Raw genomic sequence first — 25642 nt, 5'->3', positions numbered from 1 at the left:
CAGCGAAGCAATCCGGAAAGCCGGCCTATGAACTGCTGCCAGGAAAGCGGATGACGAATTACGCAAAGTGAGGGGCTTCGATCACCTGAACGACAGCCAGCCGAGCGTGAACAGGATGCCGCCGATGATGAAGGCGACCGCGATCGCCCAGGTGCTGACGCGGACGCTGCCGGTGACCTGCTTGGCTTCCTCATTATGAGCGATCTCGCGATTGCGCTCCTTGTTCGCTTCGCTCGTATTCGTCATGGGTCATCCAAATCGCTTGTTGGTTTAACGCGTCTTGATGAAGCACATGCCGATGCGGCGCGAGGCCGCGGCAGCCTGACAGGTGAGACCGTTAGCACAGCTCCATGACGTAAAACTCTTGTCCGGCGCTCCCGATCCCGCATCTTGCAGGGAACAATGCGCGCCCCAGCCGTCCTGATATTCGGTGCCGGCGAGTTCCTTACCTCCGCGGGTCTGCGGCCGGCTGGCAAATCCGCGTGAGAAATCAGGCCTTTTGCCGGAGGCGAACGCGGCCAGAATGTCGCGGCGGCGGAGCTGGTCGCCGAAAAAATGCGGCGAGGCCGGCACGATGGCGGAATTGGGGGGCCTGTCCGCGAGCCAGTCGACGCCGGGGAAATGGAAGCCGCCGATGCCGCGGGTCTGGTGGCAGCCGGCGCAGGTGACGTCGTTGAGACGGCGTTGGAAGCCTGCGACCGAGCGGACGTTCTGCATGTCGACACCGCGTGCCGCCGCCTGCTTCAGCGCACCGATCACGTCGCCAGCGGTGAAGACTGGATCGCCGCTACCCTCACCCTGCATCATGCCGAACTCGGGCTGCAGCGCCGAGGCATCGAGGCCGGCTGGGGTCGGCACCACCGCGGCCCTGGCCAGGAATTTTTCCGGGATCAGCACGGTGCCGAGATCGAATTCGCGCAGATGATCGGGCGCGAGCAACCAGGCCTTGAAGTCGCGCAGGAGCGCATCGTCGGCGTGGATCCTGTCGCGGTCGATCTGGTTCTCCAGCGTCGATTCCCCGAACGTCTTCGTGGCAGCGTCGTACTTGAACACCTTGAGCAGATAGTCGGAGCGAAAATCGTGCAGCGCCGATTTCGGCGCGACCGAGACCTGGATGTTGGTCTCGATGCGGTCGAGCATGGCGTCGTAAGGGGGGATTCGACTGCCGATCAACCCCTGCCAGTCGCCATTGTCGAGCCAGCGCCGGGCAACCTCGGCGCAGGTGACCGGCGTGCCGTTCGCATCGGTCTGACGCGGATCGCGCGCCTTCATCACGAGGTTGAGCGTCATTGGCAGGCGCGTTGCGGTCTTGCCGCCATTCGGCCCGCCGTCGAAACGCGCCAGACGATAGATCAGCCGGATCTCGCCGCAGGACTCTTCCGACACATAGGCGCGGTCCATGCGGTTGACGATCCCGGCCAGCACGAACCGCGTGTCACGCGACTTCAGATTGGCCCGATCGAACAACTGGACGTCGAAGCCTTCGCCGACGCCGATGGTCTCGGTCGGATATGTCGCGCTGTACCGAGCGATGTAGCGATCGAGTTCAGCATCGATCGCCGGCGGAATCTCCTTCAGCTGCGGCAGCGACGCGAACATCAGGTCTGTGGTGAGCGGGACGTCCGCGTTCCGCTCCGGCGAGAGCAGACGCGAGATCGTCAGCGTGCTGTTCTGGTCGAGCTTGCGCAGGAGATCGGGATCGGTGATCGCCGTGCCGCGCGTCAGCGCCGTATTCTCCGCTGCGAATAGCGAAACGACGCCGCCCAACAATACGGCGACAGCAAAGAGAATTCGCAAGGCGCGGCTCATGCCTCAGGTAACACCGCGCAGAGACGCCTATTCAAGTAAAAAGGCGCCTCACATCGTGGTGAAGCGCCTTTTCGAAAGATATCGAACGCTCAGCGCGACACGATCAGGCCCCTGCTGGTGACGACCACCCAGCGGCCGTCCTGACGGCGGATCGCATCGACGCGGCCGACGCCGGGGATGGGATCGCCGGGATAGACCTCGTAGAGCCCGTCGCGGCCCTCGATCAGCGCACCGCCATTGCCGGCATTGCGCAGCCTCCAGCCCTCGATTGTCGGCAGACGGCCGACTTCGGTCCTGGGGGCGGCGGGAGCCGGTGCGGCTGCGGCGGTCGCAACCTGGGCCGGCGCGATCGAGCCGGTGGTCTCCCTGGCGGGAGCTGCTGCAGCCTGCGCGGACGCTGCGGGCGGCGTGGCGCGAAGCTTGTCGACGGTCTCGGACAGCTTTGCGATCTTGGCCAGCGGCTCGGCCTGCGCCTTCTCGAGCTTGTCGAGGCGGTCATTGGTCCGGTTGAACTGGCTGACGCCGGTTTTCGAGCTCTGCTCGACATTGGCCTTCAGTGCGACAAGGTCGGCATCGATCCGCGCGACCGAAGCATCCAGCGCGCTGGTGTCGGCGACCTGCACCGGCGCCTGGGCCGGGGCGGCGAAACGCATCATGCCGGCGGTCGCAAGCGCGCCGCTGATCGCGCCGACGCAAGCGGCGATCGCCACCACCGCGGCCATCGCCGACAAGCGGCGCCTGCCGGTCTGGCGCGGCTCGTCCGCCTTCACATGGGGAGCGAAGTCCTCGCGGTCCCAGGACCGGTCCGAGGGCGCCATGACGATGAGCTTGCCCGGCTTTGGCTCGGCCTTGGGTTCGGCTTTCGCTTCGAATTTCGGCACGTCGATCCGCGGGGGCTCGCCCTTGGGAGCTTCCGCCTTGACCGGATCCGGCTTGGGCGGCGCCTCGTGATCGGGGGCGATCGAGGGGGCGTCGATCCCGGCAGCAGCCTCCATGGCCTGCGGCGCGGTCGCTATGGATTCGACGGCGCCATGATCCTGGGCAGGCTGCTCGGGCAATGGTTCGCTCACGGCTCAAATACTCCAGTCTGGATTGACCTTTTGGTAACTTTCATTGCTTGCGAAATCCTTACCTTGGGACCCGCTTACCGAAACTTTAGGAATTGATCCGGGGCCGAATTTGGCCGGGAAGATGGAACCGGCGTGGCGGGTGAAACAGTTTGTAACCGGGGGAAGATGAACCGCGGCGGAATGGACCCCAGCAGCCTTCGTCGGTGCGGCTTCGTCGTCGCGCGGGGGTCGCCGACAGAGAGTAAGCCGCGGGGCCTCACGTCATCATTGCGAGGAGCGGAGCGACGAAGCAATGACGGAGTCTGGACTGTCGCGCCGCCTCCAGTCGCGCGTCCGTCACATCACGACCGGCGCGTCCGGCAGTTCGTTCGAATGCGATGCGCCCGGCGGAAAGTGCCTTGCCAGCTCTTTCGACACCGCTTCGATGCCGGCGATGACGCCATGCTCGAAACGGCCCGATCTGAACTCGCCCTCCATCGCGCGGCAAATGCTCTCCCAGCCTTCGGCGCCGACCTTGGCATCGATGCCGCGATCGGCGACGATCTCTACGTCGCGGTCGGCGAGCAGGAGATAGATCAGCACGCCGTTGTTGTGCGCGGTGTCCCAGATGCGCAGATGCGAGAACACGTCGAGCGCGCGCTCGCGCGCCGGCTGGTTGCGGAACAGCGGCACGCCGTCAAGCGCGCCTTCGACGACGAAGCGGACCTGACCGGAATGGGTCGCCTCGCCGCGCTTGACGCCGTGCTCGATGCGGTCGAGCACGGCTTGCGGGAAGATCTGCTTCACCCGCCAATGATGCTGCACGAGATGTGTGGCAATGCGCTTGATGCTCATGATCGTTACCAATTCCCCGAGGCGCCGCCACCGCCGAAACTACCCCCGCCGCCGCTGAAGCTGCCGCTGTCGCTGGAAGACGATCCGCTGCTCCAGCCGCCCGAGCCACCCGACCACGAGCTGCCGCGCGACGACCTCGTGCCAGGCCCCATCCCCGAAAAAAGATCGGCGATGAACCCGATGATGAAGCCGAGCACGCCGACGGCCGCGGCGATCGCGGCGGAGCCGAGGATGAGCCAGGTCACCGCCGCGATGATGCCCCCGGTCACCAAGGATCCGAGCAGCCGTCCCAGGATCGCGCGGAAGAACCCGCCGACGCCTATCGAAGCAAACAGCGCCACGGCAAACACCGGCATAAGGTCGTCCAGATTGTGGGCGAAGTTTGCGCTGCGCGACGGCGACGGCAGCGGCTCGCCATCGATCACCCGCATCATGCGGTCGACGCCTGCGCCTATGCCCGCAGCGAAGTCGCCGCTCCTGAACTTGGGGGTGATATCCTCGTCGATGATGCGCCGTGAGGTCACGTCGGTCAGCGCGCCTTCGAGGCCATAGCCGACCTCGATGCGCAAGTGCCGGTCGTTCTTGGCGACCACGAGGATCGCGCCGTCGTCGACCTTCTTGCGGCCGATCTTCCAGGCCTCAGCGACCCGGATCGAGAATTGCTCGATCGTCTCCGGCTGGGTGGTCGGGACGATCAGGACCGCAATCTGACTGCCCTTGCGGTTCTCGAAGTCACTCAGCTTTTGGGACAGCGCTGCGATGTCGCTGCTGGACAGCGTGCCGGTCTGGTCGACGACGCGGCCGGTGAGTTGAGGTACGGGGACGTCGGCGAAGGCGGGGAACGCAAGGATAAGGAAGAGCGCGATGACCGCTATCGTCCGCAACAAACTCGCCGTCATCGCCCGCGAAAGCGGGCTATCCAGTATTCCAGAGGCAGCCGTGCCTGAACCGAGAAGCCGCGGCGTACTGGATTCCCCGCCTTCGCGGGGAATGACAGCACTGTGTGGGGCGCGCATGAGAGGCGAACGCGCTTACTTCGATGGCGCCGGGGCCGGGTTGAAGTCCACCTTCGGCGCGGTCGAGATCGCCTTCTCGTTCTCGACCGAGAAGTTCGGCTTCTCCTTGTAGCCGAACACCATCGCGGTGAGGTTGCTCGGGAAGGAGCGGATGGTGACGTTATAATCCTGCACCGACTTGATGTAGCGGTTGCGCGCCACAGTGATGCGGTTCTCGGTGCCCTCCAACTGCGACATCAGATCCTTGAACAGCGCGTCGGACTTCAGCTGCGGATAGTTCTCGGTGACGACCAGCAGTCGCGACAGCGCGCTGGAGAGTTCGCCCTGGGCGGCCTGGAACTTCTGGAACACGGCGGGATCATTCAGCACCTCGGGCGTCGCCTGGATGCTGCCGACCTTGGCCCGGGCGTTGGTGACGCCGAGCAGCACGTCCTTTTCCTGCTGGGCAAAACCCTTCACCGAGTTGACGAGGTTGGGCACGAGATCGGCGCGGCGCTGATACTGGTTCACGACCTCGGACCAGGCAGACTTGATCTGCTCGTCCTCACTCTGGATCGCGTTGTAGCCGCAATTGGTCAGGCTCAGCGAGGCCAGCGCCGCCAGCACGGTCAGGATCTTGCGCATCAAATTTCTCCCGGTGGAATCTGATACAAACTACCAGATCGAGCACGCGAGACGCCAGAGCGCTCGAAAGCAGCCGGCTGACGCAAGCCTCTTGCCTATCGCAGGCCGACATAGTCAACTCCGGCAAAAAGCGGAAAGGTCGGAGGAAACACGATGTCCTCGTTCGAGACCATCCTCGTGGAGAGGCCGGATCCGGCGATCACCCGGGTCGTGATGAACCGGCCGGAGGCACGCAACGCGCAGAACCTGCAAATGACCTACGACCTCAATGCCGCTTTCGACGCGGCGGTGCAGGACGATGCGGTCAAGGTGATCATCCTCGCCGGCAATGGGCCACACTTCTCGTCCGGCCATGACCTGCGGCCCGGCGCCAAGAATGCCGCAGGCGTCGATTTTCCGCCGATCGGACATTGGGGCGGCTTTGACGAGGCTGGTGCCCATGGCCGCTTCGCGCGCGAGCAGGAAATATATCTCCAGATCACGCGGCGCTGGCGCAACCTCGCCAAGCCGACCATTGCCGAGGTGCATGGCAAGTGCATCGCCGGCGGGCTGATGCTGGCCTGGGCCTGCGATCTCATCGTCGCCAGCGACGACGCGCAGTTCTGCGACCCCGTCGTCACCATGGGCGTCTGCGGCGTCGAATGGTTCGTGCATCCCTGGGAGCTCGGCCCGCGCAAAGCCAAGGAGTTCCTGTTCACCGCCGACAGCTGGAGCGCGCAGGAGGCGCACCAGCTCGGCATGGTCAATCAGGTCGTGCCGCGCGCCGAGCTGTCGTCGCGCGTGCTCGAGCTGGCGCGCCGGATCGCGGCAAAACCGTCCTTCGCGCTGAAGCTGACCAAGGAAGCCGTCAACCGCTCGATCGACGTAATGGGCCAGCCGGCCGCAATCGACCAGGCTTTTGCGCTGCACCAGCTCTGTCACGCCCATAATCTCCAGGAGTTCGGCATGATCGTCGATCCCGCCGGACTGCATCCCTCCGTGCGCAAACCGCCGGCGGCCGCGGAGTAAACACGATGGACCTCAATCTCAGTGACGAGCAAAAGCTGCTGCGCGAAAGCGCCGAACGCTTCGTGGCCGAAAGCTATGACGCCGATCACCGCCGCAAGATGGCGAACGATCCGCTCGGCTTCAGTCCGGCCCTTTGGAAGCAGTTCGCCGAGCTCGGCTGGCTCGCGCTGCCGCTTCCCGAAGAGTTCGGCGGGCTCGGCGGCGGCGCGGTCGACATCGGCATCCTGATGGAGGCCTTCGGCCGCGGGCTGGTGTCGGAGCCTTATGTCGCCACGGCCGTGCTGGGAGCCGCGCTGATCGCCAAATGCGGCACCGCCGAGCAGAAGCAAGCGAGCCTGTCCAAGGTGGCGGATGGATCACTGAAGCTTGCCTTTGCACATTCCGAGCGCGGGGCCCGGTTCGATCTCGCCAAGGTCACGACCAGCGCCAACAAGACGGGACAAGGCTGGCGCCTGTCCGGCAGCAAGATCGCCGTGCTCGACGGACATGCCGCCGACGACATCATCGTCTCCGCCCATATCCACGATCATCGGGGGCCGTCGGGCCGGATCGGCCTGTTTCTCGTGCAGGCAACGACGCCGGGCCTCGTCATCAGCGACTATCCGCGGCTTGGCGGCGGACGTGCCTGCAACATCGAGCTGTTCGAGGCGCATCTGCCGGAAGACGCCCTGCTCGGCGACGGCAGCGATGCTCTGCCGGCGATCGAATGGGCCGTCGACCGCGCCATGGCAGCGCTAGGTGCGGAGGCCGTCGGCATCATGCAGACGCTGATGGACACCACGCTGGACTATACCAAGATCCGCAAGCAATTTGGCCGGCCGCTCTCCACCAACCAGGTGATCCGTCACCGCCTCGCCGACATGGCGATGCAGGTCGACGAGGCCCGTTCAATGGCGCTGCGGGCTGCGTTGAAGGCAGATAGCCCGCCGATCGAGCGTGCCCGGGCGGCGTCGGGCGCGAAGGCGAAGATCGGCAAATGCGCGCGCTTCGTCGGCGAGCAGTCGATCCAGCTCCATGGCGGCATGGGCGTCACCGAGGAGCTCGAGGTCGGCGCCTATTTCAAGCGGCTGGTCGCCTTCGACACGCTGTTCGGCGGCAGCGCACATCACTATGCCCGCCACGCCGAGCTGGGACGCAGGGCCGTCTCGGCCTGACAAGGAGCGCATCATGGACCTGTCGTTCAATGCCGAGGAGCGTGCCTTCCAGGACGAAGTGCGCGGCTTCATTGCCAAGAACCTCACCGAGGAGATGAAGCGCGCGACCGCGCTGACGCCATCGGTGTTCTCCGACCCCGACATCGGCATGGCCTGGCAACGCGCGCTGCACAGGCAAGGCTGGGGCGCGCCGGGCTGGCCGGTCGAATATGGCGGCCCGGACTGGACGCCGGCGCAGCGCTGGATTTTCGAGACCGAATGTGCGCGCGCCGGCGTGCCCAATGTCAACGTGATGGGCGTGAAGATGGTCGGGCCCGTCATCATCGGCTTCGGCTCACCGGAGCAGAAGAACTTCTACCTGCCGCGGATTCTCTCCGGCGAGGACTATTGGTGTCAGGGCTATTCCGAGCCGGGCTCCGGCTCCGATCTCGCCTCGCTGAAGACGCGCGCCGTGCGCGACGGCGACGACTACATCATCAACGGCACCAAGATCTGGACCACGCACGCCCATCACGCCAACCGCATGTTCGCGCTGGTGCGCACCGGCGACGGGCCGCGGCAGCAGGACGGCATCAGCTTCATCCTGATCGACATGAAGACGCCGGGCATCACCACAAGGCCGATCCTCACTATCGGCGGCGATCACGAGGTCAACCAGGTGTTCTTCGACGATGTGCGCGTGCCGGTCGCCAACCGCGTCGGCGAGGAAGGCAAGGGCTGGACCTATGGCAAATATCTGCTCGAGTTCGAGCGCGGCTCGGGGATTGCCTCGGCCAAGCTGCGCGAGGGGCTGAAGGCGATCGCGGACCTTGCCGAGTCCGACCTCACGGGACGCGCGATCGACAGCCCCGATATCGCGACGCGCCTCTCCGAGGTCGAGGTCGACATCGACGCGCTGGAGATGACCGAGTTGCGCGTGCTCTCGGCACTGCAAACCGGGCAAAATCCCGGCGCGGTGTCGTCGATCCTGAAGCTGCGCAATAGCGAGATCCGCCAGGCCGTGACGCGGCTGGGCGCCGACGTGATCGGCCATGACGCCCTCGCCGTGGAGCCGATGCGCCCGCTCTACAAGCTCAACCACGAGCCGGCGACGCCCGAGGAGATGCTGACGGTGATCCCGGAATATCTCAACGGCCGCGCCTACACGATCTTCGGCGGCACGTCGGAGATCCAGCGCGACATCATCGCGAAAATGATGCTGGGGATTTGAGGACTACGACTCTCTCCTCCGTCATTGCGAGGAGCTCTTGCGACGAAGCAATCCAAAATCTTTCCGCGGAGAGAGACTGGATTGCTTCGCGGAGCCTGTCATCGGGCCGCGCTTTGCGCGGACCCGGTGGCTCGCAATGGCGGTGTCGTTAAAGGATTAAACCGCCGCCTTCGCGTCCCGGATCGCCTGCCAGATCTTCTGCGGCGTGAGCGGCGTATTCAGCTGGGTGATGCCGAGCTCGGCGAGCGCGTCCATGACGCCGTTGGTGACGCAGGGCGGGCCGCCGATCGCGCCGGATTCGCCGCAGCCCTTGGCGCCGAGCGGATTGGTGCGGCAGGGCGCGGAATCGTCCAGCGTCACCACGATCGGCGGCACGTCGTCGGCGCGCGGGATGCAGTAATCCTGGTAACTCGCGGTCAGCAGCTGGCCGTCGGCATCGTAGGACACGCCTTCGTACAGCGCCTGGCCGATGCCCTGCGCTACACCGCCATGGATTTGGCCGGTGACCAGCATCGGGTTCACGGCGACGCCGACGTCGTCGACCGTGGTGTAGCGCACGACCTTGGAGACGCCGGTCTCGGGGTCGATCTCGACCTCGCAGATATGCGTGCCGTTCGGCCAGCTCGGACCGTCGACCTCACCCTCGGAATCGACGCTGAGCTTGGCGCCGCTCTCCTTCTCGGCGAGATCGAACAGGCTGATGCGGCGGTCGGTGCCGACCACGATGAGCATGCCGCCCTGGTACTCGATGTCCTCGACCGAGGTCTCCAGCACGTTCGCCGCCTTCTCGCGCGCCTTCTGGATCAGGTCGTTGGAGGAGACCGCGACCGCCGTGCCGCCGACGAACAGCGAACGCGAGCCGACGCTGCCAAAGCCCATGGCGAGATCGGTGTCGCCCTGGACCACGTCGATCTTGTCCATGGGAATGCCGAGCGTGTCGGAGATCATCTGGGTGTAGGTGGTCTGCAGCCCCTGACCCATCGCCATGGTGCCGGAATGCAGCACGACGCGCCCCTGCGAGGTCGCGTGCAGGCTGACCTTCTCGGTGTGGGCGCGCCCGCCGGTCCATTCGATGTAAGAGGTCAGTCCGCGGCCGTAGAGCAGGCCCTTCTTCTTCGCCGCCCTCTTGCGCGCGGCAAAGCCGTCCCAGTCGGCAAGCTTCACGGCGCGATCGAGCATGTGCGCGAAGGCGCCGGAATCGTAGACCTGGCCCGCCGCATTGGTGTAGGGCAGCTGCGCCGGCTTGATGTAGTTGGCCTTCCGGATCGCACGCGGATCCATGCCGATTTTTCGCGCGGCGGCGTCGAACAGGCGCTCGACGATGAAGACCGCCTCGGGACGACCCGCGCCGCGATAGGCGCCGACGGGCGCGGTGTGGGTCATCACCGACTTCACCTCGAAATGCACCAGCGGCAGATCGTAGACGCCGGTCTGCACGAACGGTCCGAGCACCAGCGGAATGATGTTGGCCGCGCCCGAGGAATAGGCCCCGGTGCAGCCGATCGACTTGACGCGATAGGCCAGCACCTTGCCCTTCTCGTCCAGCGCGAAGGCTGCCGTGGAGGTGAGATCGCGGCCGTGCGTGCCGCCGACGAATTCGTCGGTGCGGTCGCCGCGCCAGCGGATCTTCCTGTTCAGCTTGGTCGCGGCATAGGCGACGATGCCGTCCTCCGGATAGAGATTGGTCTTCTGGCCAAAGCCGCCGCCGATGTCGCCGACCAGCACACGGACGCTGTCCTTCGGACGCTTCAGCACGGCTTCCGCCAGCACGTCGCGGGTCGACGCCGGAGTCTGCGACTGCACGTGCAGCAGAAGACGGCCTGTTTTCTTGTCGATCTCGGCAATGGTCGAGCGCGGCTCCATCGCGGAGGGCACGAGGCGCTGGCTGACGAGATCGAGCTCGACGGTGTGCGCCGCCTTGGCAAAGGCCTCGTCCACCTTGGCGGCATCGCCATAGCTCATGGCGCCGACGATGTTGTCCGGCGCCTCCGGCCATACCACGGGCGCGCCGGGCTTCAGAGCCTCGACCGGATCGACCACCGCGGGCTGCACGTCGTACTCGACGGCGATCGCCTCGGCCGCGCTCTGCGCCTCCACCCGCGACGAGGCCACCACTGCGGCCACGGCCTCGCCGGCATAGCGCACGATCTCGTGGGCCAGCAGCCGGCGCGGCGGCACGGTCATCGGCTTGCCGTCGGGGCGCTTGAAGATATTGAGCGTCGGGATGCTACCGACGTCGTCCTTGACGAGGTCGGCGCCGGTGTAGATTGCGGTGACGCCGGGCATTCCGGCCGCGGCGCTGGTGTCGATCGAGACGATATTCGCGTGGGCGTGCGGCGAACGCAGCACGTGCAGCCACAGCGCGCCCTCCTCCGGCTTGTCGTCGATGAACTGTCCCTTTCCCGGTGAGCAGCCTCTGGTCTTCCAAACGCTTGACGGGCTGGCCCGCTCCGAAACGCAAATTGCCGGGAAGAATGTTCATTCCGTTATGTCCTCGAAATCCGGAAAACGACCGCGGCGGTTTTAACCGATTTTGCGGGCCAGACAACCGAGCCCGGGCACATCTGCAATGCGCGTCAGAACCCCTTGCCAGCGCGGACTGGCCGGCTAGGACCTGTCGATATCGACAATGCTCACATCCACGTCACGGGTGTCCGAGCCGCGCTTGACCGTGAGGCGAACGGTCTTTCCGGCCCCGGCCTGCTCGAGCGCATCGGTCAGGTCGGCAAGGCGTCGCACCGGCTTGCCTTCCACCTCGGTAATGATGTCTCCGACTGCGCCCGTAGAAAAGTTGACACCGCGAATCCCCGCCCGCTCGGCAGGACTGCCGGGGGCCGTCCGCACCACGATCACTCCTTCGACACCAAGGCGGGTCGAAACATCCTCGCCGGCGGCCACGATGCCGATGCCCGGTGTCGGCACGCGGCCGTTGCGGATGAGCTCAGGGACAATCCGGTTCACGACGTCGACCGGGACCGCAAAGCCGATGCCGGCGTTCGAACCGGACGGCGAAATGATCGCAGTCGTGACGCCGATCAGCCGGCCGGCAGAGTCGAGCAACGGTCCACCCGAATTGCCGGGGTTGATCGCGGCATCGGTCTGAATGACGTTGGCAATCTCCCGACCGGCATGGGTCGGAAGCCTGCGCTTGAGCGCGCTGATAATGCCGCTCGTCATCGATTGATCCAGTCCGAAGGGATTACCGATCGCGAAGGCGGATTGCCCGACCTTCAGGTCGCTCGAACTGCCGAGAGCGACCGGCGGCGGAAGCTCGCGCACGCTGCGAATCCGCAGCACCGCAAGATCGTAATTGGGAGCCGTGCCGACGAGATCGACCTGGGCCACCTCTCCCGAGGCAAAGCGCACGGCGATTTCGCCGCCACTGGCGACGACGTGATTGTTCGTCACGAGATGCCCGTCGCGATCCCAGACGAATCCCGTGCCGGAAGAGCCGCCCTGGCCTTCCTCACCCATGAGAGGATTGGCCGCGGATTTCACCGCCACCTGGACGACCGAAGGAGACACGCGCTCGAAGATCTCGATGGTCGCCTTTTCGCCATCGGACAGCGGACCGCGCTGCTCGACCGCGCGCGCGGAGGGCGCCGCCCATGGGACATGCAGCGTCGGGACATGCAGGATCTTCGCGGCAGTGACGGCAAGCAGCAGGGCGGCGAAGGCTGCCGCGGCAATCGCGTAGCGACGATTCATCGGTGACCACCGTCTCCAGTGCTGAATACGGCCTTGGGATGCACATGCATGGAGTGACAGACCTCGCTCACGCAGCAACGTCGCAGACGAACGGAAGTTTCCCGTTGGGGAGGTAAGGGCTTTTCTGGCTGATGCACGGGTGCCGGGGCATATTGCCGCGTGCCAAACAGCTAGGTCAGCTCGCGCAGCGCCATTTCCACCACCTTCCGTGCATCGGCCGTGAGCGGCGCCTGCGGCGGGACGGGGTCGCCGACATCGTAGCCCTGGATCGCAAGCCCCGCCTTGATGCAAGCGGCGAGGTTGTAGCGGGCGAAGGCTTCGTTGATGCGCCACAGCCGCCGCTGGAGCACCATGGCCTCGTCCCAACGGCCGGCCTTGCAGAGCTCGTAAAGCGCAACGCTCTGGCGCGGGGTGATGCAGGCCGGTCCCGCCATCCAGCCGCGGCCGCCGATCAGCATCACTGCGGCGGGGATATGAGCCGAGGCCGAGAACACGCGCAAGGCATCGCCGCAGCGGCTCATGATCGAGAGCAGCCGGCCGGTGTTGGTCGAAGCATCCTTGATGTAGCCGATGCGCGGATGTTCGGCGAGGCGCGCAATGACGTCGAGGGTGAGATCGGAACGCTGAAATTGCGGATTGGTGTAGATGACGACGGGGATGTCGACGGCATCGGCGATGGCGCGGAAGTAGGATTCGACCTGGACGTCGGCAAGCGGGAAATAGGCTTCCAGGATCGCGAGGATGCCGTCGGCGCCGATCTTCTGGTAGGCCTTTGCCTGCGCCACGGCATCCGTCGTGGAGGTGGAGGCGACGCCGGCCACGACAGGTACGCGGCCCTGCGCGGCCTCGATCGTGGTCTGCACGACCACCGCGCGTTGCTCGGCGTTGAGATAGGCGAATTCGCCGGTCGAGCCCAGCGGCGTCAGGCCGTGTACGCCGGCGCCGATTAGGTCGTCGCAGAGCTTTGCCAGCACGTTGGCCCGCACCGTGCCGTCGGCACCGACGGGCGAGACGAGATAGGGAAAGACACCGTGGAATTCGGACATGTCAGCTGCATTCAGGACATCAGGCCGCCGTTGCGCGCCTCACCGCTGCTAACACGGGGAAAAATCGCCAGCAACCCTGTGCATTGACCACTTCTTAAGGACGTTGCGCACCAACATCGTCTCGCGCCCCTTCCCCTACCCCTTGTTAGGAAGAAGCGGAGATGGTGCCGGCCATGACTCTGACAATGTTGTCCAGGTTCCTGCATCCCGATCCGCGCATCCGGCGCGAGCTCGTGGATCTCCTGTACACGTCGCTGCCGCAGGTGTTCGCGATTGGCGTCACGTCGGTGACGGGCGCCGCCGCGCTGGCGCTCATGAGCGGCGATACCGGCTATGCGGTGATCTCGGTCTTCATCTTCATCACGGCCGCAGCCCGGATCGCATCCCTGTTCCGCTACAAGTCGCGCGCTGCGCAGTTCTCCGATGCCGACGTGATCCGCTGGGAAGGGCTTTACGGCGCCGGCGCGTCCGCTTTCGGCCTTGCGCTGGGCATGTTGTCGTATCGCGCGCTCGAGCTCGACGATGGACCCGGCGCCTGGATCGCGTTCGGCCTTTCGATGTCCTTCTGCGTCGGCATGGTCTCGCGCGCGGCGATCCGCCCCTGGATCATCCTGACCACCGCCGCGGTGCTGTTGACGCCGACCATCCTGGCCGGCCTGCTCCGCCCCGAGTTCGCCTACAAGCTCGGCGCGATCATGCTGGTGTTCTTCTGGCTCACATTGCGCGAGGCGTCGAAACATCTCAGCGCCGCCTTCGTCGAGCGGCTCGAAGCAAAGCACCGGCTGGCGCGCCAGGCGACCCACGATTTCCTGACGGGATTGCCGAACCGCGCCGCGTTCTTCCAGGCGCTGGCGGAGACCCGCGGAAACTTCGCCATCATCGCCATCGATCTCGACGGCTTCAAGCCGGTCAACGACCGCCACGGCCATCACGTCGGCGACGATCTGTTGCGCCAGGTCGCAGAGCGGCTGTCGGTCTGTATCGGCAATCCAGGCATAGCCGCACGGTTCGGGGGCGACGAGTTCATGATGCTCAAACCGGTTGCTTCAGGCGATGCCGGCTGTGAGCAAGCGCTCGCGCTGGCCCGCCAGGCCATTCGCGATCTCTCGATGCCGTTTTTGCTCACGGACATTCCGGTCCGCATCGGCGCAAGCGCCGGCATTCTGGTCAGCGCTGATCCGGCCACCGCCGGCTCAACGTCGCAGCTCATGGAGCGGGTCGATCGTGCGCTCTATACGGCGAAACGTGCCGGAGGCGGCCGTTGCGCTTGGTCGGATGAGGGCGTCGAGTTGGAACGCGCAGCGGGCTGAAGCTGCCGCTTTCGATCACGCGTTGAGCAGCCGCACCCGCGTGCCCCATGGATCGATCGCCTCCACGCCATTCGCAAGCGTGGTGAGCTGCGCACCGCCCTTGCGCAGGCGTTCCTCCTGTGCGGCGAGAATGTCCTGCTTCGCCGTCACGAGCGAGAACCATGAAAGGCCCGTGGTGGCATCGTCGCGCCGGCCGGCGCCCTGACTCTGCCAGACAGTCATGCCGAGGTGATGGTGATAACGGCCCGACGAGAGGAACGCGGCGCCGCTGCGCTTGCGCGTCGGATCAAGGCCGATCGTGCCGTGATAGAAGCTCTCGGCCTGCGCGAGATCGCCGACGCGCAGATGCATGTGGCCGATGCGCATTCCGTCCGGCGCCTTGGCATAGTCGGCGACGCGTGTATTGGTCAGCGACAGCAGGTCGGGGATGTTGAGCTCGTCGGTCGCCATCCTAACGCTGCCCTCGCTCCATTGCCATTGCGAGGGATCGCGGTCGGCATAGACCTCGATGCCGTTGCCTTCGGGGTCGTCGAGATAGACGGACTCGCTGACGAGGTGATCGGCAAAACCCGACAGCGGCACGCGATGCGAGGCGGCATGCACCAGCCAGCGCGCGAGGTCTTTTCGCGTCGGCATCAGGAGGGCGGTGTGGTAGAGGCCGGCGGCATTGCGCGGCTCGATTTCCGCGTCGGGACGGGCCTCCAGCACCAGCAGCGCTATTCCGGCCGTGCCGAGCTTCGCGGCGATCGCCGAACGCTCCATCACGGCAAGCCCGATCACGTCGCGGTAGTAGTCCGCAACCTTGTCGAGATTCTTCACCCGCAGCGTCACCATGCCGACGCGCATCGGCGTGCGGCTGGCAAAGGTCGGCCCGCCGCCTTGAGGAACGCCCTCGGCGCGCGCCGCGGCTGCAGCCGCCATCGCGAGCGAGGTTGCACCGGCGAGTTGCAACAGGGTGCGGCGGGTGAGATCGATGGTCATCGGTCAGGGCTCGTTCAAAAGGGTTGAGGCCAGGCGGCGCAATGTCGGCCGATTGCTACACGTTGCCGTGAGTGGGTCCCAATCACATGTTCGTCGGCCGCGCGGAGAGGAGTCCTGGCCACCCGGCCAGTTTCGCGCGCGCCCGCGATATCCCAGATTGAGGACAGCTTACAGGAGCCTGCCATGACCGCCCCTACTCCCCTGTCTTCCCTGTCGTCCGCCCTCGCGGACATGGTGGCGCGCACGGCGCCGTCCGTCGTTTCCGTGCATTCGCACCGTTCCCGCGCCACCGGCTTCGCCTGGAAACCCGGCCTGATCGTTACTGCCGACGAGGCACTGGCGGACGAGGGCGCGGTCGAGATCGGCCTTGGCGACGGAAGCACCGCGGCCGCCACGATCGCCGGCCGCGACCATACGACTGACATCGCGCTGCTGCGTATCGATGCCGCCGTCGCGCCGGTCAAGCTCGCCGCGACGGTCCCGCCGCTCGGCTCCCTGTCGGTGGTGGTCGCCACCAATCGCGAGACGCCGAGCGCCGCGCTCGGGGTGGTGTCGGCATCCGGCAAGAGCTGGCGCTCCCTACGCGGCGGCGACATCGATGCGTGCATCGAGCTCGACGTCCGCCTGCGCGGCAGCCAGCAGGGTGGCCTCGCGCTCGATGCATCGGGCGAAGCCTTTGGCATGGCCGTGCTCGGACCGCGGCGCGTGCTGGTGATCCCGACGGCGACGATCGAGCGCGTCGCGGCGCAGTTGGAGGCGCGGGGCCGCATCGCGCGGGGATATCTCGGCCTCGGACTTCAGCCGGTGCGGCTCGACGACGGCGTCGGCGCCATGGTGATGAATGTCGACAAGGCCGGTCCCTCGGCCGCGGCCGGCATCCGTCAGGGCGACGTGATCGTCGCGGTCAACGACCAGAAACTGTCGGGCGTGCGTGCGCTGTCGCGGACACTGGGACCTTCGAGCGTCGGCACGGTGGTCGATGTCGCCGTGCGGCGCGGCGGCGAGCCGGCCAGCTTCAAGGTTACGGTGGTCGAGAGGCCGGAGGCGTGAGCGAGGACAAGACGGCCGAGATCGTGATCGCCCTGGAGATCGGCGACCCCGCCCTCGCCGATCGCCTGGCGGCGCTCCTCGGCAATATCCCTGGGCTTCGTCTCGCTGCGCCCGACGAGCAGGCCGCCGCAGCGATCATCGCGCGCGATTCGCGCATCATGCCTGAGGACATTGCCCTGACACAGCGCGAGCTCGACGTGCTGGCGTTGATGGCGGAAGGTGCCTCGAACAAGATGATTGCGCGTCAGCTCGGCATCTCCGTGCACACCGTGAAATTCCATGTCGGCTCGCTGCTGGACAAGCTGGACGCGACCGGCCGCACCGATGCAGTCGCGCATGCGGCACGGCGCGGCGTGATCGAGCTTTGACGCCGCCAACCCTCACGGTGCTGACGCCGCCGGAAAGCTGAGCGCGACCGTCAGGCCCGGCGCATTGTCATGCAGCGCAATTTCGGCGCCATGAAGGTGCGCGACCGCAGCGACGAGGCTGAGGCCGAGGCCATTGCCCGGCGTGTAGCGGCTCCGTTCGAGCCGGTAGAAGCGCTTGAAGACGTGTTCGCGCTGCTCGGCGGGAATGCCCGGACCGTCGTCGACAATCGCGATCACCGCAGCGCCATCGGTTCTGCGGCAGGTCACGGTCACCCGCCCGCCCCTGCAGCCGTGCTTGATCGCGTTGTCGACGAGATTGGCAATGGCGTCGAACAGCAGGTCGCGGTCGCCCGTGATCGCCACCCCACGTTCTCCGGCAAGGCTGAGCTTTGTAGCAACCTGCTCGGCGGCGGCATCGTAGAGCTCGACGACCTCGCCGGCGATCTCGGCGAGATCAAGCCCGCGGAAGGCGCCGGTGCGGGCGCGGGTCTCGATCTCGGAGATCCGGGTGATGGAGGCGAACATGCCGAGCACGGCATCGAGATCGGCGATGGTGTCCCCGATCAGCGCGGCGTCGGTCTCGCTGTTGCGCGGGGCGTGATAAGCCTTCTCCAGCCGGCCGCGCATGCGCGTCAGCGGGGTGCGCAGATCGTGCGCGACATTGTCGCTCACCTGCTTAACCTCCCCCATCAGCGTCTCGATGCGGTCGAGCATCTGGTTGAGGTTTTCGGCGACACGATCCCACTCGTCGTTGCTGCCGCGCATGGGGATACGCTGGTCGAGGCCGGAGAGCATGATGGCGCGGCTGGTGGCGTTGATCTGTTCGATCCGCCCCACAGTGCGCCGCGTCACCAGCACGGCCGCGAGCCCGGCGAGCACCAGCAGCAGCATGGCGACCGCGACCATCGCGAGCTCGATCATGCCGGTGAAGCCGTCGTGGTCGGCGACCGTGCCGAGCCGGCGCTCGACGTAGGCGAGCGTCCCGAAATAGACATAGGCCATGATTGCCGCGACAATCAACCCGAACGCCGCGATCGCGATCAGCGCGAGGCGGAAGGTCGAGGAGCGAAGGGTCTTAGCCAGGAGCACGGAGGCAATATCCGATGCCGCGGATGGTATGGATCAGCGGATAGGCCTGGGCATCGTCAACCTTGCGACGAACGCGCCCCACATAGACGTCGATGATATTGGTCGACGGATCGAAATGCAGGTCCCAGACGTGCTGAAGCAGCATCGCGCGAGATACGACGCGGCCCTCGTTGCGGACGAGATATTCGAGTAGCTGGAATTCGCGCGGCAGCAGCGGAATCTTGCGGCCGCGGCGGGAGGCAGCCCGTGCGATCAGGTCGATCGCGAGATCGCCGACGCGCAGAAGCGTCTCCTTGGCGATGGTCTCGCTGCGGCGGCCGAGTGCTTCGAGCCGCGCCAGCAATTCGGTGAAGGAGAACGGCTTGACGAGATAATCGTCGCCGCCGGCGCGCAGGCCGCGCACGCGGTCGTCGACTTCGCCGAGCGCGGAGATGATCAGGAACGGCGCGGCGATGCCGTCGTCGCGCAACTGGCGCATCACGCTGATGCCGTCGATATCAGGCAGCATGCGGTCGATGGTGATCACGGCATAGTCGCGCGCAGCGCCGTGGTTCAGGGCTTCGCGGCCATTGGTTGCGAGGTCGACGTCGTAGCCCGAAACCGTCAGCTCCTCGACGAGCTGGCCTGCGGTTTCCGGATCGTCCTCCACGACCAGGATGCGACGGTGACCTCCGCTCATGACAAGCTCCGCGCGACGATCGCCACCAGACTATCCCGTTCCGGGGCTGAGCGGAACCGCCCGGCGGCGATCGCGACAATGGTGCGGTACGGCGATGCGACTACCAGTAGTCTCCGCACACATTGACCCATTGCCACCCATAGGGCGTCCAGCTCCTGCTCCAGCAGCCGTCATTGTAGCCGCCGTAGAAATAGGGCGCGCCGAAGACGGCGAAACGACGGAAATGGTGGTGACGGAAGCCGTGGCGGCCGTGCCAGCCTGCGCCGGCGAAGCGCGGCCCGATCGCCGCGTGCGCGAAACGCGGGCCGCCGAAGGCGGGCCCGCCGACGTGAGCGAAACGTGCGCCGCCCATGCCGCCAGCCCGCATGCCGCCGAAGCCGCCGAAACCGCCGAAACCGCCGGCGTGCATGCCACCACCGAAATGGCCGCCACCGCCGAAATGCCCGCCGCCGCCGAAGCCGCCATGGCCCCCACCGCCGCCACGAGCGAGCACCGGTGAAGCGAGCGCCATCATCGCGGCGACCGCCGCCACGGTGAGGCCTTTGAGAAGCCTGCTGTTCATCGAAACATCCTCCTTGCAGTGCGGCGGTCAGCGCGCCGTACGAGGATGATCAGATGAGGAGAACGGGCTGCCGCCTTCAACTTACAAATGCGCCAGATTCTGACGCGGATGTTAGAGAGAGGGAGTTTAGCTCCCTCCTCGTTATTGCGAGCGCGGCGAAGCAATCCAGAATCCGTGGAAAAGACTCTGGATTGCTTCGCTGCGCTCGCAGTGACGACGTGGAGAAAGTCTTCCATACGTCGAGCAGCGAATCTCTCCCGCAAAGAGCGGGGAGAGGTTAAGAGGTCACACCCGCTTGCCGCCACTCTTCTCCGCCGCACGGCGCAGCGCTTCGGCGAGAGCACCGCCGCCGGAAGACTCCTGCTTGCGCGGAGCCGACGAGGTCATGCGGGAGGGATTGCGTGAGCTGTTGTCGCGCTGCATGCCGGGGGCATCCTTCTTGGCGCCGACCTCGTCGTCGAGGCGCAGCGTCAGCGAGATGCGCTTGCGGGCGACCTCGAAGTCCAGCACCTTCACCTTGACGATATCGCCCGGCTTCACCACCTCGCGCGGGTCCTTGATGTAGGTCTTGGACATCGCCGAGATGTGCACGAGGCCGTCCTGGTGCACCCCGATGTCGACGAAGGCGCCGAAGGCGGCGACGTTGGTGACGGTGCCCTCGAGGATCATGCCCTTCTTGAGGTCCTTGATCTCCTCGACGCCCTCCTTGAACACCGCGGCCTTGAACGCGGGGCGGGGGTCGCGGCCCGGCTTTTCCAGCTCGCGCAGGATGTCGGTGACGGTCGGCAGGCCAAAAGTCTCGTCGACGAAATCCTTCGGCTTGAGGGTGCGCACGATCTCGCTGCTGCCGATCAGCGCCTTGATGTCGCTCTTGGTCGCCGCGAGAATCCGGCGCACCACCGGATAGGCTTCCGGATGCACGCCGGAGGCATCGAGCGGGTCCTCGCCGCCGAGGATGCGCAAGAAGCCCGCGCACTGCTCGAACGCCTTGGGCCCGAGCCGCGGCACGTCCTTCAGCGCCTTGCGCGACTTGAACGGGCCGTTGGCGTCGCGGTGCGCCACGATGCTCTGCGCAAGGCCCGAGCCGACGCCCGACACGCGCGCGAGCAGCGGCGCGGAGGCGGTGTTGACGTCGACGCCGACCGCGTTCACGCAGTCTTCGACCACCGCATCGAGCGATTTTGCGAGCTTGGCCTGGCCGAGGTCGTGCTGATACTGGCCAACGCCGATCGCCTTCGGCTCGATCTTGACGAGCTCAGCCAGCGGATCCTGCAGGCGTCGCGCGATCGAGACCGCGCCGCGCAAGGTGACGTCGAGGCCGGGCAATTCCTCCGAGGCGAAAGCCGAGGCCGAATAGACCGACGCGCCGGCTTCCGAGACGACAATCTTCGTCATCTTCAATTCCGGCAGGCCCTTGACGAGGTCCGCGGCGAGCTTGTCGGTCTCGCGCGAGGCGGTGCCGTTGCCGATCGCGATCAGCTCGACGCGATGCTTCAGCGCGAGCCTGCCGAGCGTCGCCAGCGACTCGTTCCACTGCCGCTGCGGCTCGTGCGGATAGATCGCGGTGGTGTCGACCACCTTGCCGGTCGCGTCGACGACCGCGACCCTTGACCCCGGTGCGGTAGCCGGGATCGAGCCCCATGGTGACGCGGGTGCCTGCCGGCGCGGCCAGCAAGAGGTCCCGCAAGTTGGAGGCGAACACGCGCACGGCCTCGGTCTCGGCCGAATTCCACAGCCGCATGCGCAGGTCGATGTTGAGATGCACCTGGATCTTGGTGCGCCAGGCCCAGCGCACGGTGTCGACCAGCCAGCGGTCGCCGGAGCGCTTGAGGTCGGCGATGCCGAACCGCTTCATGATCTTCAGCTCATAGGCGCTCGGCACGCCCGGCGGCGGCGCCTCCGCCTCGGCCTGGATCTGAAGATCGAGGATCTCTTCCTTCTCGCCGCGGAACATCGCGAGAATACGGTGCGATGGCAGCTTGGTCAGAGGCTCGGAGAAATCGAAATAGTCGGCGAACTTCTCGCCCTCGGTCTTCTTGCCGTCGCGCACCTTGGAGGCCATGCGCGCGTTGGTCCACATCTCCTCGCGCAAGGCGCCGATGAGGTCGGCATCCTCGTCGAAGCGCTCGACCAGAATGGCGCGGGCGCCGTCGAGCGCGGCGGCGGCATCCGTAACGCCCTTCTCGGCGTTGACGAAACCTTCTGCCACGACCTTCGGATCGTTGCCGGGTTCGGCCAGCAACTGATTGGCGAGCGGCTCGAGACCGGCTTCCTTGGCGATCTCTGCCTTGGTGCGGCGCTTCGGCTTGAACGGCAGGTAAATGTCTTCGAGGCGTGCCTTGCTGTCGGCGGCCATGATCGTGGCTTCGAGGGCTGCATCGAGCTTGCCCTGCTCGCGGACCGATTCGAGAATGGCCTTGCGGCGGTCTTCGAGCTCGCGCAGGTAAACCAGGCGCTCCTCCAGGGTGCGCAACTGCGCGTCGTCGAGCGCACCGGTCGCTTCCTTGCGGTAGCGGGCGATGAAGGGAACCGTGGCGCCGCCGTCGAGCAGCGTCACCGCCGCCTCGACCTGCTCGGCGCGAACCCCAAGCTCCTGCGCAATTTTGTGGTTGATATTTGCCACGCGAGATTCCCTCTATCAAAGCACGCGACGCAGGGCGAAAAGCACCGGCCGCGGGACGCCGCTTATGGACCAACCGAGGTTGATTCATCAAGGTGGGGCGCGCAACCGTCGACAGAGGATTTTTTGTCGGATCGATGCGATCTCGCCACATTCGTGGGGACGCGCGACTTCTCTCTTGCGTCGCGGCAGACCAGGATAACTGGCCCGTCATCCGGCTTGACAGGAGTCGCCGTTCAGCGGCTGTTTGCTCCGCCGGGCCCCTGAACTCCACGAGGACAGTCATGCGTACAACATCGGTCGGCGTCTTCAAGGTCGCTACCACGGGCCCCGGCGATGTCTCCGGCCTCATGGCCATGATCGGCTCGGGCGCGATCGACCCGCGCGAGATCCTGGCGATCCTCGGCAAGACCGAGGGCAATGGCGGTGTCAATGATTTCACGCGGGAATACGCCGTCAGCGCGCTGTGCACGGCGCTGGCGCCACACCTCAACCTGCCGCCGCATGAGGTCGAGCAACGCATTGCCTTCGTGATGTCCGGCGGCACCGAAGGCGTGCTCAGCCCGCACATCACGGTGTTCACGCGTCGAACCGTCGACACCCGCCCGGTGGGCCCCTCCGGCAAGCGGCTGAGCATCGGCATGGCGCAGACGCGGGATTTCCTGCCCGAGGAGCTCGGCCGCTCCGCGCAGATCACGGAAACGGCGACGGCCGTGAAGGCCGCCATGGCGGATGCCGGCATCAGCGATCCCGCCGATGTCCATTTCGTGCAGATCAAGTGCCCGCTGCTCACCAGCGATCGCATCGAGGCGGCAGCGGCGCGCGGCAACAAGACTGCGACGACCAGCGCCTACGCCTCGATGGCCTATTCCCGCGGCGCCTCCGCGCTCGGCGTAGCCGTTGCGCTCGGCGAGATTGCAGCCGATCTCCGCGATGATGACGTGCTGCGGCGCTACGATCTGTTCTCCTCCGTGGCCTCCACCTCATCGGGCATCGAGCTGATGCACAACGTCGTCATCGTGCTCGGCAACTCGGCGGCATCCGCGAGCGAGTTCGAGATCGGGCATGCCGTGATGAGCGACGCGATCGACTCCGCCGCGGTCATCGCAGCGCTGGAAAGCGCTGGACTCCGCGTCGCGCCGCAAGCAACGAAGGGCCGCGAGCTCGTCAACATCTTCGCCAAGGCGGAAGCCTCGCCCGATGGCAGCGTGCGCGGCTTTCGCCACACGATGCTGGAAGACACAGACATCAGCTCGACGCGACACGCCCGCGCAGCGGTCGGCGGCCTGATCGCTGGCCTTGCCGGCACCGGGGCAGTCTACGTGTCCGGCGGCGCCGAGCACCAGGGCCCGCCGGGCGGCGGGCCGGTTGCAGCGATCGCAAGACTGTCGGATTGATACGACCGGCATCTCCGGTCTTGCGACCTGTCCGCCCCACGCAACCCTGCCCCTCGCGCCGGCTCGCTTGATTCGGACCGTTCCTTGCGAAAGGAAGATAGCTGCTATCCAAAAGGATTTTGACGTCATGACTTTGCCGATGAGCTGGAATGAATGGGCGCAGCACGATGGAGTCGCGCTGGCAGGGCGCGTCCGCAAGGGCGAGCTGACGGCGAAGGAATTGGCGCGGCAGGCCGCGGCCGGCGTTGCCAAGGTCAATCCGGCTCTGTCAGGTGTGGTCGAGCTGTTCGAGGACGTGATCGCCGACCCCGCCAAGGATGGCGCCAATCTCGCTGGCCCGTTCGCGGGCCTGCCCTTCCTGATGAAGGACCTCGGGCCGACCATGAAAGGCCGGCTCCAGGAAATGGGCTCGCTGTTGATGCGCGGCAACCGCGCCAGCGCCGACACGTTCCTGACCGGAAAACTCCGCCAGGCCGGGCTGAACCTGATCGGACGCACCACGACGCCGGAGTTCGGCGTGTGCAGTTCCGCCGACAATCCTGCCGTCTACGTCACGCGCAATCCCTGGAATACCGACTACACCACCTGCGGCTCGTCCGCAGGGAGCGCGGCGATGGTCGCCGCGGGCGTGGTGCCGATCGCGCATGCGACCGACGGCGGTGGCTCGGTTCGCATTCCCGCCGGCGTCAATGGCAATATCGGGCTGAAGGTCTCGCGCGGCGTGTTCTCGCTCGCTCCCCACATGTCCGACCTCACCGGCCTCGTCTCGATCCAGGGCTGCCAGTCGCGCTCGGTGCGCGACACCGCCGCCTTCGTCGACCATGTGCGCGGGCCTGCGCCCGGCGAGTTCATGCCGTTCTGGACCACGGCGCAGCCCTATTCCGAGATGATCAAGCGCGATCCCGGCAAGCTCCGCATTGCGCTCTCACACACGTGGGGCGACTATACCGCCACGCCTGAGATCGCCGCCGAGCTGGAGAAGGCCCGCCGCTTCCTCGAAGGCCTCGGCCATCACGTCGACTACGCGCTGCCCGAGCTCGATTTCCGTGCCGCGTTCGCGGCGCAGACCACCTGCTACATCTCGAACTTTGCGGTGGTGATCTCCAACATGCTCGCTGCGCGAGGGCTGGAAAGACCCCCGGAAGATCTGATCGAACCCGTGAACATTCGCATCTGGGAACACGGCCGGCACACGAGCTTCGCCGAGCGGGCGAAGATGCAGGGCGTATTCAATACGACTTCGCGCAGCTTCGGCGCGTTCTTCGAGCAGTGGGACGTGATCCTGACGCCGATCACGGCGCTGCCGACGCCGAAGGTCGGCACCAGGGAATACCTCACCATCTCCGATAATCCCGACGTGCTCGACTGGTTCGGCAATCTCTGGCGTAACTTCGCCTTCACGCCACTCGCCAATCTCTGCGGCATGCCCGCGATCTCGATGCCGATGGCAACCCAGGACCACGGCCTGCCGCTCGGCATCCAGGCCATCGCCAAGCAGGCCAATGACGGCCTCTTGCTGCAGCTCGCCGCACAGATCGAGCGCGCGCTCGACGGCAAGTGGAACGGCGGCAAGAAGCCGAAGGTGCATGTCTGCTGAGGCAGGCCTATTTCTCGCAGTCCCCGCGCTTGCGGCCATCCTTCGAGACGCCCGCCGTTGGCGGGCCCTCAGGACGAGGTCTGATTTCGCGGCCATCTCTTAGACCCTCATGGTGAGGAGCGCCGCCTCGCGGCGCGTCTCGAACCATGCAGGCCGTACGGCGGTCCCTAGTTCTTCACCGCCGGTATTTCCTCCGGCCGCGGCTGCTGCTGGCCCTGCTGATACATCGCGAGGGCCTTGTCGAGCGCTTCGCGCAGCGCCAGCGCCGCGGCCACACTGCAACGCAGGTGCGCAGTCTGGACCACGTCGACCCTGACGGCGGCGCCGACCGGCATCAGGAGGTTGGCGGCAAGCTCGATCTGGATCGCGCCGTTGTGGTGGCCGAAGCAGGATGCGCCGTCGAAATAGATGATCGGCGCCCGCTCCGAGCTTGAGGTGGAAATGGTGACGGGCCCCTGGTTGGTGCCGGGTGTCTCGGGGTCGGTCATGGGCGCTCCTTGCGGGCATGGG

The 25642-nt window shown here is 66.0% G+C and carries 21 protein-coding genes and 2 pseudogenes; 8 read left to right on the top strand and 15 right to left on the bottom strand.

Annotated elements, in window-relative coordinates; genetic code table 11:
• Positions 1 to 81: 81 nt before the first annotated feature.
• The 6 genes from ABIG06_RS19635 to ABIG06_RS19610 all read right to left on the bottom strand — a co-directional run bounded on the left by ABIG06_RS19635 (position 82) and on the right by ABIG06_RS19610 (position 5353).
• On the bottom strand, positions 82 to 246 hold the full coding sequence (locus tag ABIG06_RS19635) for a hypothetical protein (RefSeq protein WP_370138263.1): 165 nt from the start codon (positions 244 to 246) through the stop codon (positions 82 to 84).
• Between the two features lie 24 nt (positions 247 to 270).
• Entirely contained in the window at positions 271 to 1809 is a 1539-nt protein-coding gene (locus ABIG06_RS19630) for a hypothetical protein (protein ID WP_370138262.1), read from the bottom strand.
• 89 nt (positions 1810 to 1898) lie between these two features.
• A complete protein-coding gene (locus ABIG06_RS19625) occupies positions 1899 to 2867 on the bottom strand; it encodes a hypothetical protein (protein ID WP_370140875.1) in 969 nt (322 codons plus the stop codon).
• A 348-nt stretch (positions 2868 to 3215) separates the two neighbouring features.
• On the bottom strand, positions 3216 to 3713 hold the full coding sequence (locus ABIG06_RS19620) for a TPM domain-containing protein (protein ID WP_370138261.1): 498 nt from the start codon (positions 3711 to 3713) through the stop codon (positions 3216 to 3218).
• A 5-nt stretch (positions 3714 to 3718) separates the two neighbouring features.
• On the bottom strand, positions 3719 to 4612 hold the full coding sequence (locus ABIG06_RS19615; RefSeq protein WP_370138260.1) for a TPM domain-containing protein: 894 nt from the start codon (positions 4610 to 4612) through the stop codon (positions 3719 to 3721).
• A gap of 132 nt (positions 4613 to 4744) precedes the next feature.
• The gene (locus ABIG06_RS19610; protein ID WP_370138259.1) at positions 4745 to 5353 is read right to left on the bottom strand and encodes a LemA family protein; all 609 of its coding nucleotides are present in this window, start codon (positions 5351 to 5353) and stop codon (positions 4745 to 4747) included.
• Between the two features lie 153 nt (positions 5354 to 5506).
• Between ABIG06_RS19610 and ABIG06_RS19605 the strand changes: the two genes are divergently transcribed.
• From ABIG06_RS19605 to ABIG06_RS19595, 3 genes are read left to right on the top strand one after another with little or no spacing between them, the layout of a single operon-like run.
• Positions 5507 to 6361, top strand: a complete 855-nt coding sequence (locus ABIG06_RS19605) for an enoyl-CoA hydratase (RefSeq protein WP_124160538.1) — start codon at positions 5507 to 5509, stop codon at positions 6359 to 6361.
• A gap of 5 nt (positions 6362 to 6366) precedes the next feature.
• Positions 6367 to 7515: an acyl-CoA dehydrogenase family protein gene (locus tag ABIG06_RS19600; protein ID WP_370138258.1), complete on the top strand. Its 1149-nt coding sequence runs from the start codon at positions 6367 to 6369 to the stop codon at positions 7513 to 7515.
• Positions 7516 to 7528: 13 nt separating this feature from the next.
• Entirely contained in the window at positions 7529 to 8725 is a 1197-nt protein-coding gene (locus tag ABIG06_RS19595; protein ID WP_370138256.1) for an acyl-CoA dehydrogenase family protein, read from the top strand.
• Between the two features lie 156 nt (positions 8726 to 8881).
• Here the strand turns inward: ABIG06_RS19595 and ABIG06_RS19590 are convergent.
• The 3 genes and pseudogenes from ABIG06_RS19590 to ABIG06_RS19580 form a co-directional block, all read right to left on the bottom strand.
• Positions 8882 to 11207: pseudogene (locus ABIG06_RS19590) on the bottom strand (xanthine dehydrogenase family protein molybdopterin-binding subunit).
• Between the two features lie 125 nt (positions 11208 to 11332).
• The gene (locus ABIG06_RS19585; protein ID WP_370138254.1) at positions 11333 to 12433 is read right to left on the bottom strand and encodes a S1C family serine protease; all 1101 of its coding nucleotides are present in this window, start codon (positions 12431 to 12433) and stop codon (positions 11333 to 11335) included.
• A gap of 170 nt (positions 12434 to 12603) precedes the next feature.
• The gene (locus ABIG06_RS19580; protein WP_370138253.1) at positions 12604 to 13479 is read right to left on the bottom strand and encodes a dihydrodipicolinate synthase family protein; all 876 of its coding nucleotides are present in this window, start codon (positions 13477 to 13479) and stop codon (positions 12604 to 12606) included.
• A gap of 173 nt (positions 13480 to 13652) precedes the next feature.
• Between ABIG06_RS19580 and ABIG06_RS19575 the strand changes: the two genes are divergently transcribed.
• Positions 13653 to 14789, top strand: a complete 1137-nt coding sequence (locus ABIG06_RS19575) for a diguanylate cyclase domain-containing protein (protein ID WP_370138252.1) — start codon at positions 13653 to 13655, stop codon at positions 14787 to 14789.
• Between the two features lie 15 nt (positions 14790 to 14804).
• Here the strand turns inward: ABIG06_RS19575 and ABIG06_RS19570 are convergent, their stop codons facing one another.
• Positions 14805 to 15770 carry a VOC family protein gene (locus ABIG06_RS19570; protein WP_370138251.1) on the bottom strand — a complete coding sequence of 322 codons (966 nt, stop codon included), beginning with the start codon at positions 15768 to 15770 and terminating at the stop codon, positions 14805 to 14807.
• A 183-nt stretch (positions 15771 to 15953) separates the two neighbouring features.
• Between ABIG06_RS19570 and ABIG06_RS19565 the strand changes: the two genes are divergently transcribed.
• Together ABIG06_RS19565 and ABIG06_RS19560 are read left to right on the top strand one after the other, a co-directional pair.
• A complete protein-coding gene (locus tag ABIG06_RS19565; protein ID WP_370138250.1) occupies positions 15954 to 16820 on the top strand; it encodes a S1C family serine protease in 867 nt (288 codons plus the stop codon).
• A complete protein-coding gene (locus ABIG06_RS19560; protein WP_370138249.1) occupies positions 16817 to 17188 on the top strand; it encodes a response regulator transcription factor in 372 nt (123 codons plus the stop codon). The genes ABIG06_RS19565 and ABIG06_RS19560 overlap by 4 nt, the downstream gene beginning before the upstream one ends.
• Before the next feature lie 12 nt (positions 17189 to 17200).
• Here the strand turns inward: ABIG06_RS19560 and ABIG06_RS19555 are convergent, their stop codons facing one another.
• The 4 genes and pseudogenes from ABIG06_RS19555 to ABIG06_RS19540 all read right to left on the bottom strand — a co-directional run bounded on the left by ABIG06_RS19555 (position 17201) and on the right by ABIG06_RS19540 (position 22141).
• Entirely contained in the window at positions 17201 to 18277 is a 1077-nt protein-coding gene (locus tag ABIG06_RS19555) for a sensor histidine kinase (RefSeq protein WP_424578373.1), read from the bottom strand.
• Positions 18264 to 18956 carry a response regulator transcription factor gene (locus tag ABIG06_RS19550; protein ID WP_370138248.1) on the bottom strand — a complete coding sequence of 231 codons (693 nt, stop codon included), beginning with the start codon at positions 18954 to 18956 and terminating at the stop codon, positions 18264 to 18266. The genes ABIG06_RS19555 and ABIG06_RS19550 overlap by 14 nt, the downstream gene beginning before the upstream one ends.
• A 100-nt stretch (positions 18957 to 19056) precedes the next feature.
• Entirely contained in the window at positions 19057 to 19518 is a 462-nt protein-coding gene (locus ABIG06_RS19545) for a hypothetical protein (protein WP_370138247.1), read from the bottom strand.
• 285 nt (positions 19519 to 19803) lie between these two features.
• Positions 19804 to 22141, bottom strand: a pseudogene (locus ABIG06_RS19540) (Tex family protein).
• Between the two features lie 281 nt (positions 22142 to 22422).
• Between ABIG06_RS19540 and ABIG06_RS19535 the strand changes: the two are divergent.
• Both ABIG06_RS19535 and ABIG06_RS19530 read left to right on the top strand, forming a co-directional pair.
• A complete protein-coding gene (locus tag ABIG06_RS19535) occupies positions 22423 to 23535 on the top strand; it encodes a ring-opening amidohydrolase (protein ID WP_370138244.1) in 1113 nt (370 codons plus the stop codon).
• A gap of 127 nt (positions 23536 to 23662) precedes the next feature.
• Complete coding sequence (locus ABIG06_RS19530; RefSeq protein WP_370138243.1) at positions 23663 to 25132, top strand: amidase; 1470 nt, start codon at positions 23663 to 23665, stop codon at positions 25130 to 25132.
• A 167-nt stretch (positions 25133 to 25299) separates the two neighbouring features.
• On the opposite strand, the gene ABIG06_RS19525 is transcribed toward ABIG06_RS19530, so the two are convergent.
• Complete coding sequence (locus ABIG06_RS19525; RefSeq protein ID WP_061878930.1) at positions 25300 to 25620, bottom strand: hypothetical protein; 321 nt, start codon at positions 25618 to 25620, stop codon at positions 25300 to 25302.
• Between the last annotated feature and the right edge of the window lie 22 nt (positions 25621 to 25642).

Origin of the sequence: Bradyrhizobium sp. USDA 326 (genome assembly GCF_049739485.1) — a bacterium.
Lineage (GTDB): Bacteria > Pseudomonadota > Alphaproteobacteria > Rhizobiales > Xanthobacteraceae > Bradyrhizobium.
Note: the sequence above shows the minus strand (reverse complement) of the source record. Positions and strands in the feature narration are given on the sequence as shown.

What these genes read in the sequence shown, in the direction of transcription:
- ABIG06_RS19525 (WP_061878930.1), bottom strand. Translation starts at nt 25,620, where the DNA reads ATGACCGACCCCGAGACACCCGGCACCAACCAGGGGCCCGTCACCATT.
- ABIG06_RS19605 (WP_124160538.1), top strand. Translation starts at nt 5,507, where the DNA reads ATGTCCTCGTTCGAGACCATCCTCGTGGAGAGGCCGGATCCGGCGATC.
- ABIG06_RS19575 (WP_370138252.1), top strand. Translation starts at nt 13,653, where the DNA reads ATGACTCTGACAATGTTGTCCAGGTTCCTGCATCCCGATCCGCGCATC.
- ABIG06_RS19585 (WP_370138254.1), bottom strand. Translation starts at nt 12,433, where the DNA reads ATGAATCGTCGCTACGCGATTGCCGCGGCAGCCTTCGCCGCCCTGCTG.
- ABIG06_RS19620 (WP_370138261.1), bottom strand. Translation starts at nt 3,713, where the DNA reads ATGAGCATCAAGCGCATTGCCACACATCTCGTGCAGCATCATTGGCGG.
- ABIG06_RS19545 (WP_370138247.1), bottom strand. Translation starts at nt 19,518, where the DNA reads ATGAACAGCAGGCTTCTCAAAGGCCTCACCGTGGCGGCGGTCGCCGCG.
- ABIG06_RS19565 (WP_370138250.1), top strand. Translation starts at nt 15,954, where the DNA reads ATGACCGCCCCTACTCCCCTGTCTTCCCTGTCGTCCGCCCTCGCGGAC.
- ABIG06_RS19550 (WP_370138248.1), bottom strand. Translation starts at nt 18,956, where the DNA reads ATGAGCGGAGGTCACCGTCGCATCCTGGTCGTGGAGGACGATCCGGAA.
- ABIG06_RS19530 (WP_370138243.1), top strand. Translation starts at nt 23,663, where the DNA reads ATGACTTTGCCGATGAGCTGGAATGAATGGGCGCAGCACGATGGAGTC.
- ABIG06_RS19580 (WP_370138253.1), bottom strand. Translation starts at nt 13,479, where the DNA reads ATGTCCGAATTCCACGGTGTCTTTCCCTATCTCGTCTCGCCCGTCGGT.
- ABIG06_RS19635 (WP_370138263.1), bottom strand. Translation starts at nt 246, where the DNA reads ATGACGAATACGAGCGAAGCGAACAAGGAGCGCAATCGCGAGATCGCT.
- ABIG06_RS19595 (WP_370138256.1), top strand. Translation starts at nt 7,529, where the DNA reads ATGGACCTGTCGTTCAATGCCGAGGAGCGTGCCTTCCAGGACGAAGTG.
- ABIG06_RS19600 (WP_370138258.1), top strand. Translation starts at nt 6,367, where the DNA reads ATGGACCTCAATCTCAGTGACGAGCAAAAGCTGCTGCGCGAAAGCGCC.
- ABIG06_RS19630 (WP_370138262.1), bottom strand. Translation starts at nt 1,809, where the DNA reads ATGAGCCGCGCCTTGCGAATTCTCTTTGCTGTCGCCGTATTGTTGGGC.
- ABIG06_RS19610 (WP_370138259.1), bottom strand. Translation starts at nt 5,353, where the DNA reads ATGCGCAAGATCCTGACCGTGCTGGCGGCGCTGGCCTCGCTGAGCCTG.
- ABIG06_RS19570 (WP_370138251.1), bottom strand. Translation starts at nt 15,770, where the DNA reads ATGACCATCGATCTCACCCGCCGCACCCTGTTGCAACTCGCCGGTGCA.
- ABIG06_RS19615 (WP_370138260.1), bottom strand. Translation starts at nt 4,612, where the DNA reads ATGACGGCGAGTTTGTTGCGGACGATAGCGGTCATCGCGCTCTTCCTT.
- ABIG06_RS19535 (WP_370138244.1), top strand. Translation starts at nt 22,423, where the DNA reads ATGCGTACAACATCGGTCGGCGTCTTCAAGGTCGCTACCACGGGCCCC.